The organism is Acidovorax sp. 94 (genome assembly GCF_003634645.1).
Lineage (GTDB): Bacteria > Pseudomonadota > Gammaproteobacteria > Burkholderiales > Burkholderiaceae_C > Acidovorax > Acidovorax facilis.
On sequence record NZ_RBJA01000001.1, the window covers coordinates 51,343 to 66,998 of the forward strand.

Here is a 15,656-nt window from a genome sequence, read left to right on the forward strand (position 1 = left end):
CACCAGCCGCCGTTTCGTGCCCGACCCCCTGAAACCTTTCACTCCATGATCAAGAAGTTCCTAGACAAACTGATGGGCAAATCGACGCCCGGCACCTCGGGCGGCAAGCCCCACTTCGGCAAGCGCGAGGAGGTGCCCGCCTCGGTGCACGGCATCAACCCCGAACTGGTGGACCGCCGTGCTGCCGAGGTGGTTGCCACGCTCAAGCAAGCAGGTTTTGAGGCCTACATCGTCGGCGGCGCCGTGCGCGACCTGCTGCTGGGCCTGCGCCCCAAGGACTTCGACGTGGCCACCAACGCCACGCCCGAGCAGGTCAAGGGGCTGTTCCGCCGCGCTTTCATCATCGGCAAGCGCTTTCGCATCGTGCACGTGGTGCACGGCCGGGGGCGTGAGCATGAAGTGATCGAGGTCTCCACCTTCCGCGCTTACCTGGACAACGCCGCTGCAGGCCAGGTGGCGGGCAACGAAAAGACCAGCAAGGCCCAGCTGTCGGGCATGCAGCACGCTGTGGATGCCAGCGGACGCGTGCTGCGCGACAACGTCTGGGGCCCGCAGGACGAAGACGCCACACGCCGCGACTTCACCGTGAACGCCATGTACTACGACCCGGTGAGCCAGATCGTGGTCGACTACCACAAGGGCCTGCAGGACGCCAAGAAGAAGACACTGCGCATGATTGGCGACCCCGCCACGCGTTACCGCGAAGACCCGGTGCGCATCATCCGCGCCGTGCGGTTTGCGGCCAAGCTCAGCCCGCTGGGCTTCAGCATCGACGCCAAGTCGGCCGCGCCGCTGGTGCAGTCGCAGGCGCTGCTGGCCGAGGTGCCCCAGAGCCGCATGTTTGACGAAATGCTCAAGCTGCTGCAGACCGGCCACGCGATTGCCACCATCGAGCAGCTCAAGAAGCTGGGCATGGCCAAGGGCATCTACCCGCTGCTGGACGTGGCCGTGGAGCGCGCCGATACGCCGTTTGTCAAAGCCGCCCTGGTGGACACCGACCGCCGCGTCAACGAAGGCAAGCCCGTCGCCCCGAGCTTCCTCCTGGCCTGCGTGCTGTGGGAAGACGTGCGCAATGGCTGGCAGACGCGCCTGAACCAGCGCCAGCACCCGCTTCCCGCGCTGCAGGAGGCCATCGACGAGGTGTTCGACAAGCGCATTGGTGATGTGTCCGGCCGGGGCAAACTGGCCGCCGACATGCGCGAGATCTGGGTCATGCAACCGCGTTTTGAAAAGCGCGTGGGCAACACACCGTTTGGCATGGTGATGCAGCCGCGCTTTCGCGCCGGTTTCGACTTCATGCGCTTGCGCGCCGATGTGGGCGAGGTGGAAGAAGCCCTGGCCGAGTGGTGGCAGGACTTCCAGACCGCCGACGACGAGCGCCGTGATGACCTGATGGACCAGGCCAAAGAAGAACAGAAAGCTCGCCAGAAAGCGCAGCCCGTGGTCAAGCGCGTGCCCCGCGCTGCACCCGCCGCCGATCCGCGCGGCTTGCCCCAAGGGTCAGACGCCGGACCGGTCGACAGCGACGCTGAGTTCCCCTCCGAAGGTGGTGCCCCCAAGAAGCGCCGCCGCCGCCGTCGCAAGCCCGGTGGTGCGGGAGGCGGCGAAGGCGCAGCCCCTGCGGCGGCGGGCGAGTGAATCTGCCGGACCTCGGCGAGGAGGGCGAACGGCCCGCCCTGGTCTATGTGGGCCTGGGCGCCAATCTCGGCGAGCGTGAGGCGGCCTTGCGCAATGCTTTGGCGGCCATCGGCCAGTTGCCAGGCACCCGGGTCACGCGCGTGTCGCCGCTCTACGGCAGCGCGCCGGTCGATGCCGGTGGGCCCGACTACCTCAATGCCGTGGCCGAGCTGACCACGGCACTGGCCCCGCAGCCCCTGCTGCAGGCCCTGCAATCCATCGAACAAGCCGCTGGCCGCCAGCGCCCCTACCGCAACGCCCCGCGCACGCTGGACCTGGACATCCTGTGGTTTGGCGGCCAGGCCATCGACACCCCCGAGCTCACCGTGCCCCACCCTCGGATGGCCGAGCGCGCGTTTGTGCTGCGCCCCCTGGCCGATCTTGCGCCCGAGCGGGTGGACGCCACAGCGTTGCAGGCCGTGGCCGCACAAGACATCCGCGTGCTGGAGGGGACGCACTGGGCGGCAGACCTGACATCGGTTTAATGTGCTCCTGAAAGAGGAGCTTCTAGCGCTTGATGCATAAGCGCTGGAGGCCAAAAACAGGCTCTTCTAGCGAATGCTAGTGATGCCTCTTTAATCGCGCCCCATGGCCCTGATCTTTAAGGTACGACGCCTTTGCGTCTGCCCCAGGAGAAGGCCATGCGACAGCAACAGATGACGCGCTTGATCCACAGCTTGCCCCAGCTGACGCACCACCAGCGCCAGCAACTGGCAAGCTCCCTGCAGGTGCTGCTCGATCACAGTCAAGCCATCGCCGTTGTAGAAGCGCACAGCGGCGGTTCCCGGGCTTGCCCGCATTGCAACAGTTCCCTGCTTGTCAAGAACGGCTCGGCCAATGGGCTTCAACGCTTCAAGTGCCGCCATTGCGCGCGCACCTTCAACGCCTTGACTGGAACACCGCTGGCGCGTTTGCATCTGCGGGACAAGTGGATGGGTCAGACACAAGCTTTGGGCGAAGGCCTCTCGCTCAATCAGGTGGCCCAGCGCCTGGGCGTGGCACAAAGCACCGCCTTTCGCTGGCGTCACCGCTTCCTGGCCTGCCCAAGCAACCAGCAGGCTCGCCAGCTTGTGGGCATTGCCGAGGCCGATGAGTCCTACTTCCTGGTCTCCTGCAAGGGTCAAAGAGGGTTGCTGCGCAAGGCCCGTCGCCGGGGAGGTAAAGCGCTGGCTGGCTGCAAGGGTTCGGAGTACACACCCGTACTGATGGCGCGAGACCGTGCGGGAGCAACGGTCAACCTCATCCTGGAGACGAACAAGGCCGTCAGTGTGCAAGCGGCACTCAAGCCCTTGTTGCCACCGGACACCATCCTGTGCACCGATGGCAGCGTCACTCTGGCCAGTGCAGCGCGGCTCTTGGGTGTGCAGCACCAGGCAGTGAACGTGAGCCGGGGCCAGCGGGTGAGCGGCCCCTGGCATGTGCAGAACGTCAATGCCTATGTCAGCAGGCTGCGCGGCTGGATGCAGCACTTCAAGGGCGTTGCAACGAAATACCTTGATTCGTACCTGGGGTGGTTCAGGTTGTTGGACCGATCAGGCCCGATGGGCCCACAGCCCGCGCTGGTGCTGGGTGCGGCCATGGGGAATCAAGACGTCACTAGCATTCGCTAGAAGAGCCAAAAAACACTTGAATTTCTGGCGGCTCTGGTTGTGCCGCTTCAGCTGCTCGTGTCGCCCGCGGGATGGGCGGGCTATTCTCCCCAGGCTGCTGCATGGGTTTCACAGCAGCCGTCAGCAACGGGCGCTCCCCCCCGCTGATGCCACCGTGGGACTGGCGCCGCCACACCAAGGGTGGCAGCGCCCCCTGTGACGAAGGCGCCGCAGGCGACACAGCGGTTACCCCTGTCTGGCGCGCAGGTTCGACATCACCACGTTGTCCTTGTCCAAAATCTGCCCTGTCTGCAGTGCCGCAAGCCATTCGCTGGTGGACACCACGGCAGCAAAGTTGCTGTGGAACACCACGCTGAACACCCGGTGAATTTCTTCGGCGCTCGCGCTGCCGGCCGCGTTGGCGTACGGCAAGGCGCCGCTCGCGTCATGCAAAAACTCCACCGCAAGGCCCCGGTGCGCCGCTTCGTAGATGGTGGCAGCGTCGCAGTTGTGCGTCATGTAGCCCACGATGGTGAGCGTGTCGATGCTGCGCTCGGCCAACCACTCGGCCAGGCCCGTGTTGGTGAAGACACTTGCCAGGGCTTTTTCAATGTGATGGTCGGCGTGGCGGCGTGCCACCTCGGGGTGCAGCTGCCAGCGCTCGGTGGCCTTGTCGAACACTGGCGCCCCCGATGGCGCCGTGTGCTGTACCACCACCACCGGCACCCCGGCAGCCTGGGCTGCATCCATGGCTCGGGCGATATTGGGCAGCGTGTCCGCCACTGGTGGGTATTCGATGGGCAGATTGCCACCCGCGAAGTATTCCTTTTGCACGTCGATCACGATGAGGGCACGGCGGGGGACGGTGGTTGATGAGGTCATGGTCTTTGGTCCTTGGATGACGGAAAAATCCGGGTTGCCCGAAAGGGTGCATGGATTGTTGGCGCTCTGGCCTGCTGTGGAAAGTGGCTGGATTGACACCTTTCGATAGAATCAGGCCATCGTGAGCGCCACAAACCCGAGCCAGTCTGACACCCGCGTTGTGGTCTCATCCGCCCCGGGAACGGTCGCCGTGGTGGCCTTCGACGGCATCAGCCCCTTTCACCTTTCGGTGCCCTGCCTGGTCTTTGGCGAGGACCGCACGGCACAGGGCATGCATCGCTACCGGGTGCTGGTGTGCGGGGTGGCGGCTGGCCCGTTGCGCACGAGCGCCGGGTTCAGCATCGACGTGCGCCATGGCCTCCGGGCTCTGCAACATGCGCAGACCATCGTTGTACCGTCGTGGCGTGACGATCTGGCTCCGGTGCCCCCTGCATTGCTGGCCTCGCTGCGGGCTGCGCACCGCCGGGGGGCGCGCGTTGTGGGCTTGTGCCTGGGGGCCTTCGTGTTGGCCGAGGCGGGGCTGCTCGATGGCCGGGCCGCCACCACACACTGGGCGCTGGCAGCAGAATTTGCGCGACGTTATCCGCAAGTGCAACTCAAGCCCGAGGTGTTGTACGTGGAGGACGGCCCGGTGCTCACCTCGGCTGGCACTGCTGCGGGCATCGATTGCTGCCTGCACCTGCTGCGCCAGCAGCACGGCGCCGAGGCCGCCAACTCTGCCGCACGCCGCATGGTGGTGGCACCCCACCGCCAGGGTGGGCAGGCACAATACATCCAGCAGCCCGTGGCGCCCTCAGTGCACGGGGACCGGCTTGCGCCGCTGCTGCAGTGGATGGGCGAGCATCTGCACGAGACGCACACCCTGGAGGCTCTGGCCGAGCGCGCCGTGATGAGCCCCCGCACCTTTACCCGGCGCTTTCGCCAGTCCACCGGCACCACGGTGGGCCAGTGGTTGCAGAACCAGCGCATCGCACTCGCACAGCGCTTGCTGGAGAGCAGCGACCAGTCCATCGAAGCCGTGGCCATCGCAGCGGGGTTTGGTTCGGCGGTGTCGTTGCGCCAGCACTTCTCGGCCAGCGTGGGCATTGCACCCTCGGCCTACCGGCGGCAGTTTCACCGCATTGAATAGGTTCGCTATCTATTTAATAGCATATAGTGCTTGATAGATAAGCGCTAGAGGCTGTTTTCTTTCAAAACCAGCACTTGCGCGAAATCACCCTTCACTGCGGGTGAGGCGCTCACCAGCGCACCCGTGGATCCGGCTTCGTCGGTCCAGCGGGTGCGTTCCCTCGGGGGAAGCGGCGCAGCCGCTCAGGGGGTCAATCCACCTTCGCGCCGGACGCCTTCACCACTTGCTGGTACTTGGCGCGTTCGCTGGCCATGAAGCTGTCGAACTGCTGCGGTGTGGTGGGTACGGGTTCGGCCAGCAAGGCGCCAAAGCGGGTCTTGGTTTCTGGCGCATTGAGGGCGGCTACAAAGGCCTTGTTCAGCTTGTCGATGATGGGCTTGGGCGTAGCTGCAGGTGCCACCAGGCCCCACCAAGTGTCGATGGAAAAGCCCTTGAAAGTAGCAGACAGGGGCGGCACGCCCGGCAGCGAGGGCGAGGCGTCCAGCGAGGTCACGGCCAGGGCCTTGAGCTTGCCGGCACGGATGTTGGGTGCGGCGGCCGCCAGGTTGTCGATGTTGAAGTCCACCTCGCCCGCCAGCAGTGCCAGCTGCGCGGGGTTGGCGCCGCGGTAGGGGATGTGCAGCGCAAAGATGCCCGCGCGCTGCTTGAACATCTCACCTGCCAAGTGGCCCGCGCTGCCATTGCCGCCGCTGCCGTAGTTGAGCTTGGCGGGGTTGGCCTTGGCGTAGGCGATCAGGTCGGCCAAGGTGTTGATCTTGAGCTGCTCGGCTTTGGCGGCGTTGATGACCAGCACGTTGGGAACACGCACCATCTGCGTGATGCCCGCGAAATCCTTGCCCGCGTCGTAGGGCATCTTGGCGTACAGCCAGGGGTTCACTGCGTGCGTGGCCGTGGCAGCGATGCCGATGGTCAGGCCATCGGGTGCGGCCTTGGCAATGGCGTCGGCACCGATGTTGCCGCCTGCACCGCCCTTGTTTTCAATGATCACGGTGCCCAGCGAGTCGCGCACGCGCTCGGCCAGTGCACGCGCCGTCACGTCGATGGGCCCACCGGGTGCGTAGGGCACGACCAGCCGGATGGGCTGGCCGGAGTCCTGCGCAAGCGCGACCGAGGCCGCGAAGGGGGATGAAAAAGCCGCTGCAACAGCGGCACTGGCGATGAGGTGGTTTCTGCGGTTCATGGTGCCATTGTGCAAAAAATAATAAGACTGCTTACGAAAACTGGTGGACGGCAGCTGTGGAGGGTGCCTGTGGAGGGCTGTCACAGCGTGCGCAACGTGTTTTCTGCCAGCCCCAGATCTTCCACCAGCATGCCCAGCTCGTGCGACGAGCGGATGTCCAGTTTCAGGAAGATGGCAGAGCGGTGCGTGTCCACCGTGCGCGGGTCGATGGGTCGCTCCGGGTCGCGCTGGGCCAGCGCGCGCGCCACCTCCTTGCTGCTGATGCCGGTGGCCAGCAGGCGCGCCACCTCTTGCTGGCGCGGGCTCAGCGTGTTCCAGCGCTCCCGCAGGGTGTTGCGCCGCTGCGCGCGCTGTGCGTCTTCCAGCGACAGGTTCGCGGCCCGGAGCACGGCGGCCAGCAGGGTTTGCTCGTCGCAGGGTTTTTCGAGCCAGTCCACGGCCCCTTGCTTGACGGCGGTGACGGCCGAGGCCAGCTCGCCATGGGCGGACAGGAACACGGTCTTGAGCACGGCATTGCGCTCGCGCAGGGCATCGAACACCTGCAGGCCGCTCATGCCGTCCATGCGCAGGTCCAGCAGCACGCAGCCCGGGTGGGCGAGGTCGGCGCGGGCCAGGAACTCAGGGCCGCTGGCAAACGTGCGGGGCGCATGGCCACCGGCCAGCAGCAGGGCGGCCAGGGAGTTGCGCACGCCCTCGTCGTCGTCCACGACGTAGACATTCGCGGGAACTGTGGTGTTGACGGTGACGGGAGTGGTCGGATGGCTGTCGGTCATGGTGGGGGCAAGAAAATGCGGGGCAACCGGATTTCAAACACGGCGCCGCCACCGTCGCGGTTGCGCGCCAGCAGCTCGCCGCCCATGCTTTCGACAATGGAGCGGCAGATGTTCAGACCCAGCCCCAGGCCGTCGGAACGGGTGGTGAAGAAGGGCTCGAACAGGCGTTCGGCGATCTCGGGTGGCAGGCCAGGCCCCCGGTCCAGCACTTCGAGGCAGGCAAACCGGGTATCGGCCGTGGTGCGCAGCAATAGTTCGTGCGCCTCGGTCGGCGTGCCATCTGCGCGCATCGCCTGCATGGCCTGCAAGGCATTGAGGCCCAGGTTCAGCACCACCTGTTCGAGCAGCACGCGGTCGGCATTCACGCGCAGCGGGCCGTGGGCCAGGTCCAGCCGCACCGCTACCCCGTGCCGCCGCGCCTCGGCGCGCAGCAGCAGGCCCAGGGACTGGTCCACGGCGGCATTGAGGTCGCAGGGCTCGCGGGCCTCGGGGTGCTGGCGCACCCAGCGGCGGATGCGGCCGACGATGTCGGCGGCGCGCAGGGCCTGGCTGGAGAGTGCGGTGAGGCTGTCGTTCAGCAACTCGGTTTTGCCCTGCGCCGCCAGGGAGCGCGCTGCGGCTGCGTAGTTGACCAAGGCGGCCAGTGGCTGGTTCAGCTCGTGGGCCAGCGTGGAGGCCATCTCGCCCACGGTGATCACACGCTGCACGCGCTGCAGCTGGGCCTCCCGCTGCTGCTGCTGTTCTTCGGCGCGTTTTTGGGCCGTGATGTCCACCACCGAACTCATCCAGCCGATGTGCTGGCCGTTGCCGTCAATGAGGCGTGCGGTGTAGAACATGGTGTACACGTCGGAGCCATTGCGGTGCCGCAGCCGGTTTTCGTTGCCCTGGGGCGCGGCTTTGCCGGCCAGGGCGGTGTCGCTGTCGTTCCAGTGCCGGTCCAGGTCGTCCGGGTGCCAGTAGGGGTAGGGCGGCAGGCAGCCGATCAGCTCGTCTGCGCTGTAGCCCACCATGTCGCACATGGCGGCGTTCACGTAGACGATGCGGCCTTCGAGGTCGCGCGCGCGCATGCCCACCAGCAGCGAGTCTTCCATCGACTGGCGAAATGCTTGCGCCTGCTGCAGTGCATGGGTGCGCTCCTGGACGCGCTGTTCCAGTTCGATGCGGGCCTGCCGGTTCTCTTGCAGGCGCCGTTCGCGCAGCTGCCAGTACAGGGCACCGAGCACCAGCAGGCCCGACGCCAGGCTCGCCAGTGCCCAGGCCTGTTGGCGCGCCAGGGCGATGGCCTTGCTGTCGGCCGTGAGTGTCAGCGTCCAGCCCAGGTCGGGCAGGCGCTCTTCAAGGGCCAGATAGCGCTTGCCGGTGCCGAGCACGAGGATCTCGGTGCCTGGCTGGCCGTCGCGCTGGAGTGTTTTCCAGGGCACGGGCTGGGGTGTCCAACGTGCGCCATACTGCTCGTCGAATTGCACCTGCTGCACGTCCTGCTCGGGCAGTGGGCGCGTGGTGTGGTACAGCCAAGGGAGGACCGAGCCGAGAAAGAGGATGCCGCGCTCATCGGTCACGAAGACCGGGTCGCGCAGTTGTGCCCAGGTGTCCACGATGGGCTGCATCCACACCTTAACGGCCACGACGCCGATCACCCGGCCGTTTTCCACCACGGGTGCCGATGCAAAAAGCCCAGGCTCGCCGGTGGTCTTGCCCACGCCGTAGAACCGCCCCGGCTGCCCTTGCAGTGCATCGCGGAAGTACGGGCGGTTGCCGTAGTTCTGGTTCACGAAGCTGGTGGGGGTGTCCCAGTTGCTGGAGGCCACCGTGAGCCCGTCGGTGTTCATCACATACAGCGTGTCCGAGCCCGCATTGGCATTGATGGTCTGCAGGTAGGCGTTGGCAGCGCTGCGCAGCGGTTGTGCGCCGGGGTTGTGCAGCAACTCGGCAATCAGCGGCTGCTGCGCCACCGTGAAGGGCAGATAGCTGTAGCGGGTGGCCACGCCGCGCAGGGCCAAGGCCTGCACTTCACCCGAGCGGCGCAGGTTGTCCCACTGGTTATCGAGTTCGCTCTGGGTTGCCCATTCTCCCGCGCCCAGCACCAGGAGCACCGCCAGCCCCACCACGGCCGCCATGGGGCCTGTGCCGCGCACTGCGGCGCGCCATCGCGAAATACGCCCTGGTGGGAGCGCAGTGCCGGGAGGCGGCAGCGCCAGCGGCGCACGGGGTGCAGCGGGCTCAGCCGGGGTGGTTGGCATGTGCGCCCCGGTCAGACGCCGTGCTTGTCTGCCTCGGAGGTGAAGGAATCCGCATAGAACTCTTCAGCGGGCAGGCCGCGCTGTGCACTGTAGGCATCGCGGGCCGAGTCCACCACGATGGGTGCGCCACAGGCATACACCTGGTGGCCTGATAGGTCGGCAAAGTCGTCCATCACCGCCTGGTGAACAAAGCCGGTGCGGCCCGCCCAAGCGTCTTCGGGCGTGGCATCGGACACCACGGGTACGTAGGTGAGGTGGGGCATTTCGGCCGCACGCGCCAGCACCCAGTCATGCAGGTACAGGTCGCCCGGCCGGCGGCCGCCCCAATACAGCGCGGTCGGGCGTGTGATGCCCTTGAACTGCATGTGCTCGATCAGCGCCTTGATGGGCGCAAACCCCGTGCCCGAGGCCAGCAGCACGATGGGCTTGTCGGAGTCCTCGCGCAGGAAAAAACTGCCAAACGGGCCTTCCACCCGCAGGATTTCCTTTTCCTTCATCGCGCCGAACACATGGTCGGTGAACTTGCCGCCCGGCATGTGGCGGATGTGCAGCTCCACGCCCGGCGCTTCAGCCTGCGTGTGGGGCGCGTTGGCCATCGAGTAGGCCCGGCGGGCGCCATCCCGCAGGATGAATTCGATGTACTGGCCCGCGTGGTAGCGGAAGGTATCGGCGGCGGGCAGCTGCAGGCGCACCTGCATCACGTCGTGGGATTTTTTTTCCAGGGTAGATACGCGCACCGGCATCTTCTTGATCGGATACGCGCTTTCGTCAGTGACCTGGCGTGATTCGAGCACCACGTCGGTCAGCGGTTGCGCGCAGCAGGTCAGCACCAGGCCTGCAGCCTCTTCATCGGCCGTGAGTGCCTTGGACTGGTGTTCGCCGTGGTGCACGGCGCCGCTGATCTTCTTGCACTTGCACGAACCACAGGCGCCGTCCTTGCAGCCGTAGGGTAGGCCCACGCCGCTGCGGATGGCGGCGGACAGGATGGCCTCGCCCGCATTGGCACTGAAAGCGCGGCCGCTGGGCTGCACGGTAATCTGGAACGCTGCGGGGGTTGCAGCCTCTGCGCTGGTCATGTGTGGGTATCCTTGGAATCGTCTTCGATCAAACTATCGGCCCAGCAAAAGCCAAGCAAACGGACCCAATTTTGCCTTCAATACAAAGCCCCCTTGGCGCCCTCCCTGCGCGCTTTCGCCGTGAACGCCTCCTGATCGTGGGTTGCGGTGATGTAGGTCAACGCATCCTGCGCGATCTGCAATCAGGCCCCGGCGCCGCACGCATGCGGGTGATGGCGCTCACGTCCAGCCCCTCGCGGGTCTCGGGGCTGCGCGCCCTGGGAGCCAGGCCCATCGTGGGCAATTTGGACGATGCGCCTTCGCTGCGCAGGCTTGCCGGGCTGGCCACCCGGGTGTTGCACCTGGCGCCCCCTCCGGGCGAAGGGGCCGGAGGAAATGCCTGGTGGCTGGACCCTCGCACCATCGCCTTGGCCCGCGCGCTGCGGCTGCGAAGCCTGCCGGTGTCCTTGGTGTATGCATCGACGAGTGGGGTGTACGGCGATTGCCAGGGGGCCCTGGTGCCTGAGACGCGGGCCGTGGCTCCCGGCACCCCGCGGGCGCAGCGCCGCGTGAACGCAGAAACTGCAGTACGCCACCTGGGCCGTGCCGGTGTGCGGGCCAGCGTGCTGCGCATTCCGGGTATCTACGCACCTGACCGTGAAGGCGGCACGCCCGAGGCCCGTCTGCGCCGAGGCACGCCGGTGCTGGTGGCCGAAGACGATGTGTTTACCAACCACATCCATGCCGATGACCTTGCGCGTGCCTGTATGGCCGCCGTGTGGAAAGGGCTGTCACAGCGCACTTACAACGTGAGCGACGCCACTCACCTGAAGATGGGCGATTACTTTGACCTGGCCGCCGACCTGTACGGCCTGCCGCGCCCCCCGCGTGTGCCCCGCACTGCAGCGCAGGAGCAGTTGTCGCTGATGCTGCTGAGCTTCATGAGCGAGTCACGCCGGCTCGACAACCAGCGCATGGTGCGGGAACTGGGGTTGCGGCTGCGATACCCCAGCGTGGCCGAGGGGCTGAGCGGGCAGCCGCAGCGTTAGGGCCTGCTGGTGCGCGCCCGTGGCATCAGCAGGGCGCCTGGCCGCCGTTTGAGCGGCAGACACCACCGGGCCCGGGAAACCGCCCCGGACCTGTGCGGGGGTAGGTGTTGCCCAGGTTGTCGGTGCAGCGAAAGTCGCCACATTGGGTGAGGCGTGGTGGGGGTTGTGGGTTACCTGCCTGGGGAAACGGATCGGGGTAGAGAGGGCGGTGCCTGGAGGGTGGGACCACCACCACACGCGGCTGGTTGGCACGTGCCTTTTCGACCTCGGCATAGCCCTGGGGGCCCAGGCAGTCCAGGTCCACCTGCCTCTGGGCCGCTTCGAGCCGCAGTTCCTGCTCATAGGTCGAGCGCGACAGGCCTGCAGCCACCATGTCGAAATTGCGCCGCGAACGTGCACATTCCGGGGAGCGGGCGTAGTCCTGCGGTTGTGGGGCTGCGGCAGCGGCCTGCGCAGCGCGTGCCCGGTCGCGCTCGGCGTTGCGGCGGGCCTCGGTCTCTGCGGCGGTGGCCTCGGCCTGCAGCCGCTGTTGCTTGCGCTCCAGCGCCTCAGCGGCCTGTTCGCGTTCCAGTTGGAGTTCTTCCGGCGTTTTGCGCGCTTCCACTTCGCGCGCCGCCGCTCCGCCCGTACAGGCCCCGTCGGTATAGGTCACCTTGCCGGTGCGGGTGTCGGTGCATCGCACCACTTGTGCGTGGGCCACTGTGCCCAGCCAGGCTGCGCACACACAGAGGAAGAGGGCGAGATGGCGGTTGCGGAGGCTCATGGTCTGCGGCCAAGGTGGGCAAAAGCGTGGCGGTGGGAGCCCTGGTCAGCCCCTGTCAGGGCTTGTCGGGGCTGTTGGACTGTTGGCGGGAGCGCCAATCGTGGGGGTCAAACGAGTAGCTGCCTGGCGCAACACGGCCTGGAGGGGGTTGGCGGTTGCGGCGATCGTCTGCGGCGCGGCGGTCGCGCTCAGCCTGCTCGCGCAGGGCCTGGTCACGGTCGCGCTGGCGGCGGTCGAGCTCGCGGGCCTGCTGTTCGCGGCGATCACGCTCGCGTTCCCGGGCCTGCCGGTCGCGCTCGGCACGTTCCCGTTCGCGTTCACGTTCTCGCCAGTCGTTACGGTTGCGGTCTCGCTCCCAGCGATCGTCCCGATCGCGTCCGCCGTAGTAGATAACGGCTGGGGGCGCCGAATACGCGGGGTACACCGGCGGGGCGTTGTTGTAGATGTAACCCGGCTGCTCATAAACACGGTACGGAGTGGGTTCGTAGTACGGGTCACCCTGCACCGTGGCGCAGCCGGTCACCGCGGCGCCCAGGACCGTGGCAGAAATAAGGCGGGCAAGTGTGTTTGTCATGGTGGTCAGACCCTGGCAGGGAGTGGCCGTTCCACCCTGCTCGTAAAGCCCCCGAAAAGCACCCCGGCGGAGTGTTACAAATTTCGGAGGCTGGCGCGTTGAAGCCGCTTTCAATGTAGCGCGTGGCCCCCCGTTTTGGTTGACCTGCCTGCCGATGTGCCGGGTAGGACGGCGCCTATTGTCCCATCCGTCGGGACCGGGCGCTGCCGTGGAGAAACTTCAAAAACAATAGCTATAAACCATTGCCCGATTAGCGGAAGCGGCCAATTTTTTACCCAATATCTGACCGTGGGGGCGGGGCGCCTGCTCCGCGGCAGGCCGCCCTGCCTTTAAGGCTTGGGCAGCACCCGGCGGATGGTTTCGGCCAGGTCTTCCGCCACAAACTTGGCGACGTACCCATCGGCTCCGACGCTGCGCACATGGTCTTCATTGGCCGAGCCCGACAGCGAGGAGTGAATGACCACGGGCAGCCCGTGAAAACGCGCGTCCTGCTTGATGTTGCGTGTCAGGGTAAACCCGTCCATTTCCGGCATTTCCAGGTCGGTCAGTACCATGGCGACGCGGTCCAAGACCGTTTTTCCCTCGGCTTCGGCGCTTTTCGCGATGGCGTTGAGACGGTCCCAGGCTTCCTTGCCGGACTTCACCATTTCATACGGGGCGTTGAGCACTTTGAGCTCTTGCTCGATGAGCGAGCGGGCCACGAACGAGTCGTCGGCTGCCAGGATGATGCAGCCGGGCTTGAGCTTGAGCTTGGCCCCAACCTTTTCTTCGGTGACCTCGTGGCCGTCCGAGGGCGAGATCATCTGAAGGATGGCCTCCACGTCCAGCACCTGGGCCAGGCGGGATTCATCCGTGTTGCCATCCAGACGGGCAATGCTGGTGACCAGCTTGCCAGCGGCACCGCTCGTTTCGGCCGAGAGCACCTGTTTCCAGTCCAGTCGCACGATGTCTTCCACCGACTCGACGGCAAACGCCTGCGTGGTGCGCGCGTATTCGGTCACCAGCATGATGTTCAGGCCCGTCTGGGGCTTGCAACCCACGATGGAGGGCAGGTCCAGCACCGGAATCACCTGCCCGCGCAGGTTGACCACGCCCAGCGAATGGGCTGTGGTGCCCGCGATCGGCGTGATGCTGGGCATGGCCACGATCTCGCGGATCTTGAACACGTTGATGCCAAACAGCTCTGACTTGCCCAGGGCACTGTCGGTGCCCAGGCGAAACAGCAGCAGTTCGAACTTGTTGGTGCTGGTGAGGTTGGTCCGCTCGTCGATATCCTGCTGCACTGCTTTCATGATGGGTCCTTCGCGCAGAAAAGAAGAAGATACGCGCGTTTACAAATTCTAGGATCAGAACGGGGTGCGCAGTGCGCTAAATGTTCAGGCAATACCCGAATAGTGCACTGCCGCATCCTTGCGTGGCAGCGCTATCACACGTTGGAGCCGGGTTGCGGGCTCAAGCCGGGGCTGGCAGGGCCACCGGCCCAAAGTGCAATACCGTGGGGAAAGGGTCGTAGAAGTGGTGCAGGAGCTGTTTCCAGTCCTGGTACCGGGCCGACTGGCGAAAGCCGATCTCATGGTCTTCCAGGGTGACCCAGCGCACCAGCAGCACATAGTCCTGCGGGCGCTCCAGACAATGGCCCAGTTCGTGTGACAGGTAACCGGGCATCGAGGCAATGATCTGTTGCGCCTGGGCAAAGGCGTGCTCGAAGGCCGCGTTCTGGCCGGGGCGAATGGTGAGGTGGGCGATTTCGAGAACCATGGTGGGCTGGGGCGTGCTGTGCGCTAGGGAAGTGCCTGTTTCTACCGCAAGACTGCCGGGGTACCGTATGCAGCCTGTTGTTCTGCGCCCACCCACACCGGGAGGCGGGAGACTCAGGCAACGCTGCTCTGGGGAATCACAGAGGCCTTCAAACTGTCGGCCAGGCGGCCCAGCAGTGCGAGCATGGGTGCATCCGAGGCATCGCAGGCCAGACCCAGGTGGCGCGAGAACGCCAGGGGGCCATCGAGGGGGCGCGTGACCGAGCGGCGAGCATGCGCCGCGTGGGACTGTGGCACCACCGCCACGCCCAGGCCGCTGTCCACCATGTGTAGCAACAGCTCTTCGCGTGCGGCGCTGGCCTGAACCTCCAGGGCGATGCCGCGCTCGGCCAGCAGGCGGATGAACGACTGGTGCAGCGGGCAGTAGGGCCATTCAAGAAGCGGCACCCCTTGCAGATCCGCCAGACCGAATTTCTTCTTGAAGCGCAGGGGATGCTGCTCGGGCAACAGCATCACATAGGGCTCGCGCCACAAGGACACAAACGTGTCGCCGGGCGGTTTGCAGTGCTCCGCCACCAGGCGCAGCCGGGCCTCCTGCGCTGTGGCCGTGAGTCGGACCAGCGTGTTGGGCAGGAGGTCGGCAATCTGCGCAAACAGCGGCGCGGCTGGGCCCACCATCAGGTCGTCCTGCAGGAACACGCCCAGCGTTTTGCGGGGCGCATCGCGAAAGTCGCGCACCATGGCGCTGGATTGCGCCAGCAGGCTGCAGGCGCGCGGGTACAGGCGGTGGGCGGCGGGGGTGGGCGCCAGACCCTGGCGGCTTCGCTCGAACAGCACGGTGTCCAGCGCGTCCTCCAGCCCCTTGATGGCCATGCTGATGGACGGCTGCGCCACAAAGCAGCGGCGCGCCGCCGTGGTCACGGATCGTTCTTCGTAGGCCGCTACGAAGTAGCCGAGGGCGCGCAGGTCAAACAGCATGGGGTTTCAG

General features: G+C 66.1%; 15 protein-coding genes. 5 read left to right on the plus strand and 10 right to left on the minus strand.

Going from position 1 to position 15,656, the window contains the following annotated elements; all coding sequences use genetic code 11:
* The first annotated feature begins 45 nt into the window (after nucleotides 1-45).
* From pcnB to C8C94_RS00245, 3 genes are all read left to right on the plus strand, one after another.
* Entirely contained in the window at nucleotides 46-1,638 is a 1,593-nt protein-coding gene (gene pcnB / locus C8C94_RS00235) for a polynucleotide adenylyltransferase PcnB (RefSeq protein ID WP_121419279.1), read from the plus strand.
* Nucleotides 1,635-2,162 carry a 2-amino-4-hydroxy-6-hydroxymethyldihydropteridine diphosphokinase gene (folK, locus tag C8C94_RS00240; RefSeq protein ID WP_121419280.1) on the plus strand — a complete coding sequence of 176 codons (528 nt, stop codon included), beginning with the start codon at nucleotides 1,635-1,637 and terminating at the stop codon, nucleotides 2,160-2,162. The genes pcnB and folK overlap by 4 nt, the downstream gene beginning before the upstream one ends.
* 156 nt (nucleotides 2,163-2,318) lie before the next feature.
* On the plus strand, nucleotides 2,319-3,287 hold the full coding sequence (locus tag C8C94_RS00245; protein ID WP_082437481.1) for an IS1595 family transposase: 969 nt from the start codon (nucleotides 2,319-2,321) through the stop codon (nucleotides 3,285-3,287).
* Between the two features lie 225 nt (nucleotides 3,288-3,512).
* On the opposite strand, the gene C8C94_RS00250 is transcribed toward C8C94_RS00245, so the two are convergent.
* A complete protein-coding gene (locus tag C8C94_RS00250; protein ID WP_121419281.1) occupies nucleotides 3,513-4,148 on the minus strand; it encodes a cysteine hydrolase family protein in 636 nt (211 codons plus the stop codon).
* 160 nt (nucleotides 4,149-4,308) lie between these two features.
* Here C8C94_RS00250 and C8C94_RS00255 point away from each other — a divergent pair, with 160 nt between their 5' ends.
* Complete coding sequence (locus tag C8C94_RS00255) at nucleotides 4,309-5,277, plus strand: helix-turn-helix domain-containing protein (RefSeq protein WP_121422609.1); 969 nt, start codon at nucleotides 4,309-4,311, stop codon at nucleotides 5,275-5,277.
* Between the two features lie 190 nt (nucleotides 5,278-5,467).
* Here the strand turns inward: C8C94_RS00255 and C8C94_RS00260 are convergent, their stop codons facing one another.
* From C8C94_RS00260 to C8C94_RS00275, 4 genes are all read right to left on the minus strand, one after another.
* Complete coding sequence (locus C8C94_RS00260) at nucleotides 5,468-6,457, minus strand: tripartite tricarboxylate transporter substrate binding protein (RefSeq protein WP_055395087.1); 990 nt, start codon at nucleotides 6,455-6,457, stop codon at nucleotides 5,468-5,470.
* A gap of 80 nt (nucleotides 6,458-6,537) precedes the next feature.
* Nucleotides 6,538-7,230 carry a response regulator transcription factor gene (locus C8C94_RS00265; RefSeq protein ID WP_055395089.1) on the minus strand — a complete coding sequence of 231 codons (693 nt, stop codon included), beginning with the start codon at nucleotides 7,228-7,230 and terminating at the stop codon, nucleotides 6,538-6,540.
* Nucleotides 7,227-9,470 carry a PAS domain S-box protein gene (locus C8C94_RS00270; protein WP_233573348.1) on the minus strand — a complete coding sequence of 748 codons (2,244 nt, stop codon included), beginning with the start codon at nucleotides 9,468-9,470 and terminating at the stop codon, nucleotides 7,227-7,229. Before C8C94_RS00270 ends, C8C94_RS00265 begins: the two co-directional genes overlap by 4 nt.
* 11 nt (nucleotides 9,471-9,481) lie before the next feature.
* A complete protein-coding gene (locus C8C94_RS00275) occupies nucleotides 9,482-10,546 on the minus strand; it encodes a CDP-6-deoxy-delta-3,4-glucoseen reductase (protein WP_121419283.1) in 1,065 nt (354 codons plus the stop codon).
* Between the two features lie 71 nt (nucleotides 10,547-10,617).
* Between C8C94_RS00275 and C8C94_RS00280 the strand changes: the two genes are divergently transcribed.
* On the plus strand, nucleotides 10,618-11,574 hold the full coding sequence (locus tag C8C94_RS00280) for an NAD-dependent epimerase/dehydratase family protein (RefSeq protein ID WP_121419284.1): 957 nt from the start codon (nucleotides 10,618-10,620) through the stop codon (nucleotides 11,572-11,574).
* A gap of 25 nt (nucleotides 11,575-11,599) precedes the next feature.
* Here C8C94_RS00280 and C8C94_RS00285 read toward each other — a convergent pair whose 3' ends face one another.
* The 5 genes from C8C94_RS00285 to C8C94_RS00305 all read right to left on the minus strand — a co-directional run bounded on the left by C8C94_RS00285 (nucleotide 11,600) and on the right by C8C94_RS00305 (nucleotide 15,646).
* Complete coding sequence (locus C8C94_RS00285) at nucleotides 11,600-12,337, minus strand: DUF4124 domain-containing protein (protein WP_121419285.1); 738 nt, start codon at nucleotides 12,335-12,337, stop codon at nucleotides 11,600-11,602.
* A gap of 55 nt (nucleotides 12,338-12,392) precedes the next feature.
* Nucleotides 12,393-12,911: a hypothetical protein gene (locus C8C94_RS00290; protein ID WP_228899876.1), complete on the minus strand. Its 519-nt coding sequence runs from the start codon at nucleotides 12,909-12,911 to the stop codon at nucleotides 12,393-12,395.
* 329 nt (nucleotides 12,912-13,240) lie between these two features.
* Nucleotides 13,241-14,203 carry a chemotaxis protein gene (locus tag C8C94_RS00295; protein ID WP_121419286.1) on the minus strand — a complete coding sequence of 321 codons (963 nt, stop codon included), beginning with the start codon at nucleotides 14,201-14,203 and terminating at the stop codon, nucleotides 13,241-13,243.
* A 160-nt stretch (nucleotides 14,204-14,363) separates the two neighbouring features.
* Entirely contained in the window at nucleotides 14,364-14,669 is a 306-nt protein-coding gene (locus C8C94_RS00300; protein ID WP_055395100.1) for an antibiotic biosynthesis monooxygenase, read from the minus strand.
* A 113-nt stretch (nucleotides 14,670-14,782) separates the two neighbouring features.
* Nucleotides 14,783-15,646: a LysR family transcriptional regulator gene (locus C8C94_RS00305; protein WP_121419287.1), complete on the minus strand. Its 864-nt coding sequence runs from the start codon at nucleotides 15,644-15,646 to the stop codon at nucleotides 14,783-14,785.
* Nucleotides 15,647-15,656: the final 10 nt, after the last annotated feature.